The organism is Gemmatirosa kalamazoonensis, assembly GCF_000522985.1.
Classification (GTDB): domain Bacteria; phylum Gemmatimonadota; class Gemmatimonadetes; order Gemmatimonadales; family Gemmatimonadaceae; genus Gemmatirosa; species Gemmatirosa kalamazoonensis.
Genome location: NZ_CP007128.1, coordinates 1,308,369 through 1,319,367 on the forward strand (window position 1 = coordinate 1,308,369; position 10,999 = coordinate 1,319,367).

Genomic DNA, 10,999 nt, shown 5'->3' on the forward strand with positions numbered 1-10,999 from the left:
CACGCCACGATCCTCGCAATTCGCCTCCCTCTCCTCCATGCGCGACCCCCGACGCGGATTCACGCTCGTCGAGCTGCTCGTCGTCATCGTCATCATCGGCGTGCTCGCCGCGATCGCGATCCCGCGGTTCGCGAACACCACGGCGAAGGCCGACGTGGCCGCGGTGAAGAGCGACCTGCGCAACCTCGCCACGGCGCAGGAAGGCTACTTCTACGACCACGCGACGTACGCGCCGAGCCTCGCGCTGCTCAACGTGTCGACGTCGCCCGGCGTCACGATGACGATCGTGGAGTCGACGCCGAACGGCTGGTCGGCGACGGCGGTGCATCCCGCGGCGGTGCCGGTGACGTGCGCGATCTTCTACGGCGCCGCGACGCCGGTCGCGCCGGCCACGATCGCCGGGCAGGTCGCCTGCCGGTGACCGCGTCCGCGCCCCGGGCCGCCGTGCCGTGGCGGGAGTTCCGCAGCCGTCGCGAGGGGATGATCCACGCGATGGACGGCGGGCTGTGGCTGCACCGCCACGTGTGGCGCGGCACGCCGATGGCCCATCTCGTCTCCACCGACCGCTCGGCGCTGCTCGCCTACGGCGCGGCGCACGGCCTGCCCGCGGCGCGGCTGCAGTACAAGCCGCTGAAGGACCCGCGCACCGGCGAGCGGCGTCCGGCGTGGCACTGGGATCTCGTCGGCCGCTTCCTGCCGTCGAACGGCGGAGCGTAGAGCGAGGAGCGTGGACGCCGTTAGGCCGCTCCGCGCTCCACGCTCCTCGCTCTCCGCTCGGCTTCGAGCGCGTACGCCTGCCCGGCCTCGACGTCCACGCGCGAGAGCAGCAGCGTGCCGACGATGAAGAACACGATCACCGACAGGATCCCCTGGCGGCTCGTGCCGCCGAACTGCACGACGAGCGCGAACAGCAGCGGCCCGAAGAGGCCGGAGAACTTCTCGAACACGCCGTAGAAGCCGAAGAACTCCCCCGACCGGTGCGGCGGCACCATCGCCGCGAACAGCGAGCGGCTGAGCGCCTGCGTCCCGCCCTGCACGAGCCCCACGAGCAGCGCGAGCACGAGGAAGTGCGTCGCCGTGCGCATGTAGTAGCCGAGCACCGCGATCACCACGTACACCAGCAGCCCGCCGATCACCGCGCGCTTCGCGCCGATGCGTCCCGCGAGCGCGCCGAACGCGAACGAGCACGGGATCCCGACGAACTGCACGACGAGGATCGCGGTGATGAGCGCGCTCTGGCCGATGCCGATCTCGGTCCCGTACGCCGTCGCCATCTTGATGATCGTCGAGATGCCGTCGTTGTAGATCATGAACGCGAGCAGCATCAGCGCGGCCTGCCGGAACCCGCGCAGCTCGTGCAGCGTGTGCCCGAGCCGCACGAACGGCGCGACCCACACGCCGCCCCCCTCGCCCGGCTCGCGCGTCGGCGGCGGCTCGGGGACCACGCGCAGCACGGGGATGCTGAACGCGAGCCACCACACCGCGACGCTCGCCAGCGCGAGGCGCGTCGGCAGCGTCGCCTGCTCCGGCGTGAGACCCGGGCCGCTCGGCAATCCGAACCACCCGGGCTGCGTGATCCACAGCAGCTGCGCGGCGAGCAGCACGCCGCCGCCGACGTAGCCCAGCGCGTAGCCGGCGGTCGACAGGCGGTCGATCTCGTCGTCGCGCGCGATGTGCGGCAGCAGCGCGCCGTAGAACGCCATGCTCCCCTGCGCGCCGACCATCGACATGGCGTACAGCACGCTCGCGAGCGCGACGTCGCCGCGCTCGATGAAGAACATTCCCGCGCACGCCGCCGCGCCTAACAGCGCGAACGCGGCGAGCAGCTTCTTCTTCGCCGCCGAGTGGTCGGCCATCGCGCCGAGCACCGGCGAGAGCAGCGTGACGACGACGAGCGCCGCGGTGTTCGCGAGCGCGAGCTGCTGCGACCCGCGATCGGCGCCGATGCCCGCGCTCGCGACCTTCACGAAGTAGATCGGGAACACCGCCGCCATGATCGTCGTCTGCATCGACGACACGGCCCAGTCGTACGACGCCCATGCGCGCTGCTCGCGCGTGCGCAGGCCGACGCGCTCGAGGAGGGAAGGCATGGCCGCCAATGTACTGCCGCTACGTGCCGCGAGTCACCGTGCGATCGACGCCGCGTTCCGCTCGTCGTAGCCCGTCGACGTGCGGCGCACGACGCCCGTGCCGTCGGCGCGCACGGTGTAGAGCTGCCAGTCGCCCGCGCGGTTGCCGATGATCTCGTGGTGCGACACGTACGCGACGAGCGCGCCGTCGGGCGACCACGTGGGCGAGCGCTGGTCGAACGGCGGCTCCTCCTCGCGCATCAGCGCGCGCGCGTCGCCACCGTCGGCGTCCACGAGCCACAGATCGCCCATGCTCGCGCCGCCGGTGCGCACGAACGCGATCGTGCGTCCGTCGGGGCTCCACGCCGGCTCGTCGTCGAACCGCGAATCGTCGCTCGGCGTGAGCGCACGCACGTCGGTGCCGTCGTGTCGTTGTCCGACGGCGACGCCACGAGCCGGAGACCGCTGCCGTCGCGGTCCATGACCATGATGTCGCTGTTGCCGCCATTGTGCGCGACGAACGCGATGCGGCGTCCGTCCGGTGACACGGCCATGTCGCTCGTGCCATCGAAGCCCGCGCCGACGAGCGCCGTCGACTCGTCGAGGGCGAGCGCGGGCGCGTCGAGGTCCACGCGCGCGACCACCGCGGCGGGAGCCACGGACGCGCCGTCGGCCGGCGGCACGTCACTCGGATGCGCGTCGGGGGCCGTCGCGTCGCCGCATGCGATGAGCGTGGTGGCGACGGTACCGAGCAGCGCCGTCCTGGCGGCGGACGTCGCCCGGGGTGACCGATCGCGTGACGTGGCTGCTAGCCGCCGCATCCGGCGCCCCTCAGATTTCCCGCGATGCGTACGATCGAGAGGCGGTATGCCGCGGTGATCGCGACGATGTGCATCGTCGGGGGATGTCGCCGCGACAAGCCGGCGCCCGCCGGCGACAGCGTCGTGGTCTCGCCGCCGACGGCTGCACCGGACACTCCGGCGTCGGCGGCGCCCGCGGTGTCCGGGTGGGATCGGGCGGCGGGCGTCGCGCTGCTCGTGCACGGCGACGGAGGCGAGTCCCTCGTCGTCGTCCCCGGCGAGGGCGGCGGGGCCGAGACCGGCACCGACCGCACCGCGGGCGAGGCGGCGGCCGTGCTGCCGGCGGAGGTGACGCTGTTCTCCCGCGCCGGCGCGGCGGGGAGCGCGAAGGCGCTGCCGACCGAGGGTGCCGCACCGACCGGGTGCGCGTGGCCGATCGCGCGCCTCGGCCCCGCCTCGGGCGCCGACGCGGTCCCGTCGTGGACGGTGGGGTTCGTCGGCGGGTCGCCGACGCCGATCGCGCTCGACTCGATCGAGGTCGCGACCGACTCGGCGACGCTGGCCGCGACCGTGACGCGGCTGGCCACCACGCTCGGCGACGACACGGTGCGCGCGCTCCGCGGCGTACCGTTCTCCGTGCGGTCGGCGCGGCGGTTCACGTTCGGCGACAGCGCCCGCGGCGTCCGCGACGGCGTGGTGGCGGTCATCACGCGCGCGCTGAACCAGGAGGCGGCGCCGCTCGCCGAGCGGGTGCTGCTCGTCGCCGAGCGGCCGCACGCGGCGACGGGTGCGCCGCCGGCGCCGTGGATGGTGACGTACCACGAGCGCGTCGCGGGGCGCGAGGACGACGTGCCGGCGACCGACGTGCTGGCCGCCGTCACGCTCGGCGCCGCGCCGGCGAGTCGCGTGACGCTCGTGCTCGCGCGCGCGCTCGCCGACGGCACCCGCTACACGCTGCTCGAGCGCACCGGCGCCGGGTGGCGCGTGCGGTGGACGAGCGCGACGCGCGGATGCTGAGTCGACCCGTTAGGCGCGTGGCGCTCGCGGCGGCGTGCGCGGCGATCGGTGCCTGCGTCCCGCCGCCGCCCGCGTCGGCACCGGCGCCGACGACGGCGCCGGCCGCGAACCCCACCGTGCCCCCGGCCGCGCCGGCGGTACCGGCGTCGCCGCCCGCGGCGGCGCCCGCGCCCGTCGTCACGCCGCCCGACGAGGCGCCGCTCGCGTCGGACGCGGCCGCGGACTCGCTGCTCGTCGACGTGGCGCGGCTCGACACGACGGTGCAGGTGGATCTGCGCTACGCGACGCGGTTCAACTTCACGGGTGCCGTGCTCCCCGGGTACGAGGCGCCGCGCGCGCTGCTCCGCCGCGAGGCCGCCGCGGCGCTCGCGCGCGTGCAGGAGCGGCTGCGCGGCGAGGGGCTCGGCGTGAAGATCTTCGACGCGTACCGACCGGTGCGCGCGACCGACGCGATGGTCGAGTGGACGCGCCGGGTGCGCCGCGAGGATCTGCTGAAGGACGGCTACGTCGCGGAGCGCAGTCGGCACAACCTGGGGCTCGCGGTGGACCTCACGCTCGTGGCGCTGGCGACGGGCCGCGAGCTGCGGATGGGCAGCGCGTTCGACACGTTCGCCGAGTCGGCGCGCACCGCGAACGCGACCGGCGTGGCGGCGGAGAACCGCCTACGGTTGAAGCGCGCGATGGAGGCCGAGGGGTTCACGAGCCTGCCGGAGGAGTGGTGGCACTTCAGCTATCGGGTGCCAGACCCCATGCGGTTCGACCTCGTGATCCGATAGTGGCGCGCGTCGATCGTTAGGCGCGATGCCGCGCTTCCTGACCGACGTGATGCTGGAGCGGCTCGCGCGCTGGCTGCGCGTGCTCGACGTCGACGTGGAGTCGGCCGGCGCGAGGGCGCCGGATCGCGACCTGGTGCGCCGCGCGGCGGCGGAGCGCCGCGTGCTGCTCACGCGCGACCGCCGGCTGCCGGGGGAGCACCGCGCCGCGCCCGGAGAGCATCTGGTGGTGCGGAGCGCGGCGCCGCTCGCGCATCTCGCGGAAGTCGTGCAGCGCTTCGGCATTCGCGCGCCGGCGGAGCTGTTCACCCGCTGTCTACTGTGCAACGTCCCGCTCGAGCCGGGTCCCGGTGTGGGCGTGGCGCAGCCGGCGCGCCGCTGTCCTCGGTGCGGGCGCCTCTACTGGGAGGGATCGCACACGCGGCGGATGCGTGCCGCGCTCGCGCGTGTGCTCGGCGACACGCCCGGGGCTTGATTCGGGGCGGCGGCACTAGCACGCTTCTCGCCCTGGCTCGACCCCGCAGTTCACCCGTTCGACCCGCTCGCACCCCGATGTCCGCCGTCTTCGTCGCCTGCTTCGTCGCGGGTCTCGTGCTCGCCGTCTACGTCATGCTGCACGGCGTGGAGCGGCGCGCGACGCCGAGCGCGCTGCCGCCACACGAGGCGCGCGGGGGCTACGATCCGAGCACGGAGCCGTCGGCGACGCTGAACGCCCAGAACGCGGCCGCGTTCATCGTCGCGTTCGGCGCCTGCGGCTACCTCCTGGCGCGCTTCACGACGCTCGGCGCGGCGGCGGTCGTCGCCATCGCGGTCGCCGCGGGGGCGCTGTTCGCGATCGGGTCGGCGTCGCTGCTCGCCGCGTGGGTGCTGCCGGGAGCGCGGAGCGACGCGGTGGACGAGCGCTATCTCCTCCAGGGCCATCCGGCGCGCGTGACCCGGCCGATCGACGCGGACGGGGGCGGGGGCGACGGCGAGATCGCCTACGAGGTGGACGGCCGGCGGTTCAGCGTGGCCGCGCGGAGCTGGGACGGCGCGTCGATCGACGCCGGGACCGACGTGGCGATCGAGCGGGTGGAGGACGGCGTCGCGTACGTGGAGCGCTGGGCGCAGGTGGAGGCGCGTCTGTGAGGCGGATGTGATCCGGCTCGCAGTCGGATCGTGACGGCGGACGGCGGGCGGGGGTCGGTTCTCGAAGTCGGAAGCGGGGGTGCGTATGTCGGACGCGGCCATCTTCGTGCTCGTGCTCGGAGGACTCTTCGTCCTCCGCTTCGTCCTCGCGACGGTGTTCTTCTTCTGCATCCTCCCCGAGGGCGACCGCTGCATCAACTGCGATGCGCCGACGCTGCGCGTGCAGCGCGTGTTCTGGCACCGGTTCGTTCCCTGGCTGCGTCCGAGCTGGTGCTACCACTGTGGCTGGCACGGGCTGCTGCGCACTGGTCCGCTCACGCCGGTGGACACGGCGGTCAAGCCACCCCCGCCGCCGGTGAAGGCGAAGCAGCAGCCGTGAGCCGCCGCGCTCAGCGCGCGACGGCGTAGAGGCGCAGCCACTCCGGCCAGTTGCCGCTCAGCTCGAAGAAATCGTCGAAGTAGCCGAGGCCCAGCCCTTCGAGCTCGGCGAGGAGGTCGTCGAGCGCGGCGTCGCCGACGAGCGGCCCGACCGCGACCAGCTGTCCCTCGACGCGGAACTCGTCGGCCGTGAGGTTGAGCCGCTCGTCGAGCCGCTGGCGCGTGAGGCCGACGCGCTCGAACGCGTCGCGGCGGATGAGCAGTGTGGGGCTGCCGGCGGGGATGTCGAGGGGCATGACGGCTCGTGCGCTCGTGAGTCGGAACGGCGTTGCGTGCGTCGGAATGATGACGGAAGCCGCCGCCCACCGCACCATCCCTCGTCAGGGGGCTCCGTGCTCGAACGCCGTTCGCCCCGCCGTGGTGACGCCGTCCGGCGCGACGACGTCCCACGACGGCCAGCAGGTGCGGCCGAGCCGGCGCGGGTCCGCGGCGTCCAGGAAGGCGGCGACGAGCCGCGGCGCGCACCCGGCGAGCTCCGCGTGGCCGCCGCGCGGCTGCACGAGGTGCACGCTGTTAGGCAGCAGGCGACGCGCGCGCTCCGCCCACTCGGGCGGCGCGATCGGGTCCACCTCGCCGGAGAGCAGCAGCGCCGGCGTCGCGAGCGCGCTCGCGCCGCCTAACGGATCGCGCGGGCCGACGGGCCACGCCGCGCACGCGGCGAGCAGCTCGCGCGCGACCGGAAGGCCGAGCAGCGCGCCGGCCGCGGCGCGCGCGGTGTCGGCGCGCGCGAGGCGCGGCGCGTCCTCGGCGCACAGCACCGACAGCATCATCCCCTCGCTGCGGCGGCGGCGCGCGCGGCTCTCGTGAAGCGCGGCCTCCGCGAACGGCGTGAGCGCGCCTAACGCGGCGGCGTGCACGAGGCGCGCGGTCTCGCGGTCGTCGCCGGGCGAGTACAGCATGGACCACAGTCGCTCGGCGAAGCCGCGCGCGGAGATCCGCACCCGCTCCGTGGACAGACGGCGCCCGTTCCACAGCTCGACGACGGCCGGCGCCTCGCGCAGCCGCACCATCACGCGCGCGACGTCGCCCTCGGGATTCGGCACGTCGCGGCGACACGCGGCGTCGGCGGCGCAGTCGGCGGCGAGGTAGTCGAGCGCGCGTTCGCCCGCGCGGCCGGCGGCGAGCGGGATCGGCTCGTCGGGTGCCACGACGCCCTGCAGCACGACGCGTCGCACGTGCGACGGGTGGCGACGGAGGTACACGAGCGCCGCGCGCGTACCGTACGAGACGCCGAACAGGTCGAGCCGCTCCGCACCGAGCGCCGCGCGGAGGTCGTCGAGATCGTCGGCCGCGGCGTCGGTGCCGTACTCCGACAGGTCGGCGCGGCGCGCGAGTCGCGCCGCGCAGCGCCGCACGGCGCCTAACGGGAACATGGGATCGAGGTACGGCTGCAGTCGGCCGCCATCGTCGTACAGATCGCAGGCGAGCGGGTTCGATCGCCCCGTGCCGCGCTGGTCGACGAGGACCACGTCGCGCGTGCGTCGAGCCTCCGCGAACACGGCGTCGGCGTATCGCGGCTGCTCCGCCGCGCCGATCCCCGGCCCGCCGTGCAGCAGCACGAGCGGCTCGCGTGCGGCGGGCCGCGTGCGCGCCGGCAGGACGACCACGCGGAGGCCGAGCGTGCGCCTAACGGTTCCCGCGGAGTGCGCGCCGACGCGCCGCTCGGGGACGCGGAACGTGCCGCAGCGCGCCGGCTCGAACAGCGAGACGAGGAAGCACGGATGCAGCCGCAGCCGCTCGGCGGGTGGCGCGTCGACGGAGGGCGCGGGATTACACGCCGCGAGGCAGGCGGCGACGAGGACGGCGAGGCTCGTCGTGCGTCGGGTCGCGGGCGCGGCGGTCATGCGCGTGATCGGCGGCGTCGGGGATCCATGGCGCGTCGCGGCGATGCGGTGTGTCGCGCACCGGCTCATATCCCCAATCGGGGGGCGCCGTTCCAGAACGATGTTCGGCATCGGCCGGCACGCGCCGTTAGCTTCCAACGCATGTCGTGGCTGGAAGCGGAGTTCGACGTCATCGTCGTGGGCGGCGGACACGCCGGCACGGAGGCCGCCGTGGCGGCGGCGCGGCTCGGCGCGCGCGTCGCGCTCGTCACGAGCGCGCTCGAGACCATCGGTCAGATGTCGTGCAACCCTGCGATCGGCGGGGTGGCGAAGGGCACGGTCGTGCGCGAGGTCGATGCGCTGGGCGGCATCATGGGACGCGCGACCGACCGGGCGACGCTGCAGTTCCGCATGCTGAACCGGAGCAAGGGGCCCGCGGTGTGGGCCCCGCGCGCGCAGTGCGACCGGGGGCTGTATCGCCGGGCCGTGCGGACCCTGCTCGAGCGACACGCGAACCTCCTGACGATCCAGGGAACCGTGGCGCGCCTGATCATGGACGACGGCCGCGCCGCGGGGGTCGAGACGCTGGAGGGGCGCCGGTTCGGCGCCCGCGCCGTGGTGATCACGACCGGCACGTTCCTGCGCGGCCGCATCCACATCGGCACCACGACCCAGATCGGAGGCGGTCGCGCCGGCGAGGCGCCGACGACCCATCTCGCCGAGCAACTCGAGGCGGCCGGCCTCACCGTCGCGCGCTTCAAGACCGGAACGCCTCCCCGGATCGACGGCCGTAGTGTCGATTTTACCCGGGTGGAAAAGCAGGAGAGCGAGCTCGGGGCGTTCGCCTACCGGTGGTCGCACTTCGAGGATCCGGGGCTCGAGCCGCTGACGCAGCTCCCGTGCTTCATCACCCATCTCGAGGACGCGGGGAAGGAGATCATCGCGACCCACATCGGCGAGTCGGCGATGTACGGGGGCGCGATCGCGTCGCGTGGGCCGCGCTACTGCCCGTCGGTCGAGGACAAGATCGTGAAGTTCCCCGAGGCGGCGCGCCACCAGCTGTTCCTCGAGCCCGAGGGGCTGGAGACGACGGAGATGTACGTGAACGGCCTCTCCACGTCGCTGCCGGCGGAGGTGCAGCTGCGGACGCTGCGCACGGTCCGTGGGCTGGAGCAGGTGCGGATGACGCGCGCCGGGTACGCGATCGAGTACGACTACTATCCGCCGACGCAGCTCGGCCTGACGTTCCAGGTGCGCGCGGTGCCGGGTCTGTACTTCGCCGGGCAGATCAACGGCACGACGGGGTACGAGGAGGCGGCCGGGCAGGGGGTGCTCGCGGGACTGAACGCGGGGCTCGCGGCGCTCGGTCGGGGCGAGCCGCTGGTCCTCGGTCGGGAGACCTCGTACCTGGGCGTGCTGGCCGACGACATCGTCACGCGCGGCGTCGACGAGCCGTACCGGCTGTTCACGTCGCGCTCCGAGTTCCGGCTCACGGTGCGTCAGGACAACGCGCTGCGGCGGCTGGCGCCGGTGGCCGAGCGGCTCGGTCTGTACGACGCGCCGGAGCGGGCGGCGGTGGCGCGCCGGATGGAGCGCGAGGACGCGCTCACCGAGACCGCGCGCCGCACGACCATCCGTCCGGAGCAGGCGGCGGCGCTCGTGGAGCGAAGCGGTACGGCCCCGCTCTCGCATGCCCTGAAGGTCGCGGAGCTCGTGCGCCGGCCGGGGATCGGTCTGGCCGAGCTCCTGGCCGCGGCGGGCGCTCCGATCGACGAGGGCGGTGAGGCCCTCGTGACCGCGGAGCTCGAGCTGAAGTATGCCGGGTACTACGTGCGCGAGCGTCGGGCTGCGGAGAAGCTGCAGCGCATGGGCGGCTTCGCGCTCGCGGCGGAGCTGCCCTACGAGACGATGCGGTCGCTCACGATCGAGGCGCGCCAGAAGCTGTCCGCGCAGCGACCGATGACGCTCGCGCAGGCGGCGCGCATCCCGGGCGTGACGCCCGCAGACCTCCAGAACCTCGTCATCGAGGTGGAGCGCTGGCGGCGCGCCTCGGGTCCGCGGGGGCTCGTCGGGCAGCAGGGGTGACGGACGCCGGCGCGGCCCGGGCCGTCGCCGATGTGCAAGTCGCCGCCCCGACGACGTCTCCCTGGAGGAGGCGTGCGACGATGGCCGCCTCCCCTTCACACAACCTCGGAGCATCCATGCGTCTTCTCTCGTCCATGCTGATCCTCGCTGTGGCCACGCACGCGCTCGGGGCGCAGCAGCCCGCCGCGCCGACGCTGCAGCGCGTTCCAGAGATCGCGGTGAGCGCCGTCGGGGAGACGGAGGTCACACCCGATCGCGCCCGCGTGTCGATCGGCGTCCAGACCCAGGCCCCCACGGCCGCCGACGCGGCGAGCCGGAACGCGACGCTGCAGCAGGCGGTGATCAACGCCATCATGGCGCTCGGGATCCCTGCAGAGCGCATCTCGACCCAGGGGTACAACGTCTACCCGGAGCAGACCTACGACAACACGACCCGGCGAAGCCGGATCACGGGCTACAACGTCCAGAACACGGTGGTGGTCGACGTCTGGAAGGTGGAGCAGGTCGGCGCCGTGCTCGATGCCGCGCTCTCGAAGGGGGCGAACCTGGTGTCGTCGCTCGCGTTCTACTCGTCGCAGGAGGACGTCGCGCGCCGGCGCGCGCTCCAGAACGCGGTCGCGCGCGCCCGCGCCGACGCCGAGGCGATGGCGGCGGCGGCCGGCGGGCGACTCGGCGAGCTGCTCGAGCTCACCTCGGGGATCTCGTACGCGCCGCCGCCGCGCCCGATGATGGAGATGGCGCGCGCGGCCGCGGCGCCGGCGGCGACGCCGATCAGTGAGGGAACCCAGACGCTGAACGCGCAGGTGAGCGCGCGCTGGCGGTTCGTGCCGGGTACCTGAAGCCGGCGCGTCCGTATCCGGACGTGA

Annotated in this window: 13 protein-coding genes; 9 read left to right on the forward strand and 4 right to left on the reverse strand. The window is 74.1% G+C overall.

What is annotated here, in order from left to right:
* The first annotated feature begins 37 nt into the window (after window positions 1-37).
* Together J421_RS05750 and J421_RS05755 are read left to right on the forward strand one after the other, a co-directional pair.
* A complete protein-coding gene (locus tag J421_RS05750; protein ID WP_025410213.1) occupies window positions 38-421 on the forward strand; it encodes a type IV pilin protein in 384 nt (127 codons plus the stop codon).
* The gene (locus J421_RS05755) at window positions 418-717 is read left to right on the forward strand and encodes a hypothetical protein (RefSeq protein ID WP_025410214.1); all 300 of its coding nucleotides are present in this window, start codon (window positions 418-420) and stop codon (window positions 715-717) included. Before J421_RS05750 ends, J421_RS05755 begins: the two co-directional genes overlap by 4 nt.
* A gap of 20 nt (window positions 718-737) precedes the next feature.
* On the opposite strand, the gene J421_RS05760 is transcribed toward J421_RS05755, so the two are convergent.
* Both J421_RS05760 and J421_RS05765 read right to left on the reverse strand, forming a co-directional pair.
* Window positions 738-2,090: an MFS transporter gene (locus J421_RS05760; RefSeq protein WP_025410215.1), complete on the reverse strand. Its 1,353-nt coding sequence runs from the start codon at window positions 2,088-2,090 to the stop codon at window positions 738-740.
* 33 nt (window positions 2,091-2,123) lie between these two features.
* Window positions 2,124-2,483, reverse strand: coding sequence for a TolB family protein (locus J421_RS05765; RefSeq protein WP_104022305.1), 360 nt, complete (start codon window positions 2,481-2,483; stop codon window positions 2,124-2,126).
* 431 nt (window positions 2,484-2,914) lie between these two features.
* Here J421_RS05765 and J421_RS05770 point away from each other — a divergent pair, with 431 nt between their 5' ends.
* The 5 genes from J421_RS05770 to J421_RS05790 all read left to right on the forward strand — a co-directional run bounded on the left by J421_RS05770 (window position 2,915) and on the right by J421_RS05790 (window position 6,166).
* Window positions 2,915-3,886 (forward strand): hypothetical protein, encoded by a 972-nt coding sequence (locus J421_RS05770; protein ID WP_148306170.1) that lies wholly within the window; start codon window positions 2,915-2,917, stop codon window positions 3,884-3,886.
* Window positions 3,880-4,662 carry a M15 family metallopeptidase gene (locus tag J421_RS05775; protein WP_104023039.1) on the forward strand — a complete coding sequence of 261 codons (783 nt, stop codon included), beginning with the start codon at window positions 3,880-3,882 and terminating at the stop codon, window positions 4,660-4,662. Before J421_RS05770 ends, J421_RS05775 begins: the two co-directional genes overlap by 7 nt.
* A 25-nt stretch (window positions 4,663-4,687) precedes the next feature.
* Complete coding sequence (locus J421_RS05780; protein WP_025410220.1) at window positions 4,688-5,134, forward strand: Mut7-C RNAse domain-containing protein; 447 nt, start codon at window positions 4,688-4,690, stop codon at window positions 5,132-5,134.
* A 77-nt stretch (window positions 5,135-5,211) separates the two neighbouring features.
* Window positions 5,212-5,787: a hypothetical protein gene (locus J421_RS05785; protein ID WP_025410221.1), complete on the forward strand. Its 576-nt coding sequence runs from the start codon at window positions 5,212-5,214 to the stop codon at window positions 5,785-5,787.
* Between the two features lie 85 nt (window positions 5,788-5,872).
* Window positions 5,873-6,166, forward strand: a complete 294-nt coding sequence (locus J421_RS05790) for a hypothetical protein (RefSeq protein ID WP_025410222.1) — start codon at window positions 5,873-5,875, stop codon at window positions 6,164-6,166.
* Window positions 6,167-6,176: 10 nt separating this feature from the next.
* On the opposite strand, the gene J421_RS05795 is transcribed toward J421_RS05790, so the two are convergent.
* Together J421_RS05795 and J421_RS05800 are read right to left on the reverse strand one after the other, a co-directional pair.
* On the reverse strand, window positions 6,177-6,461 hold the full coding sequence (locus tag J421_RS05795; protein WP_148306171.1) for a hypothetical protein: 285 nt from the start codon (window positions 6,459-6,461) through the stop codon (window positions 6,177-6,179).
* An 84-nt stretch (window positions 6,462-6,545) separates the two neighbouring features.
* Window positions 6,546-8,069, reverse strand: a complete 1,524-nt coding sequence (locus tag J421_RS05800) for an alpha/beta hydrolase (protein WP_158508664.1) — start codon at window positions 8,067-8,069, stop codon at window positions 6,546-6,548.
* A gap of 141 nt (window positions 8,070-8,210) precedes the next feature.
* Here J421_RS05800 and mnmG point away from each other — a divergent pair, with 141 nt between their 5' ends.
* Together mnmG and J421_RS05810 are read left to right on the forward strand one after the other, a co-directional pair.
* Window positions 8,211-10,133 carry a tRNA uridine-5-carboxymethylaminomethyl(34) synthesis enzyme MnmG gene (gene mnmG / locus J421_RS05805; RefSeq protein ID WP_104022307.1) on the forward strand — a complete coding sequence of 641 codons (1,923 nt, stop codon included), beginning with the start codon at window positions 8,211-8,213 and terminating at the stop codon, window positions 10,131-10,133.
* Window positions 10,134-10,249: 116 nt separating this feature from the next.
* Window positions 10,250-10,972 (forward strand): SIMPL domain-containing protein, encoded by a 723-nt coding sequence (locus J421_RS05810; protein ID WP_158508665.1) that lies wholly within the window; start codon window positions 10,250-10,252, stop codon window positions 10,970-10,972.
* Window positions 10,973-10,999: the final 27 nt, after the last annotated feature.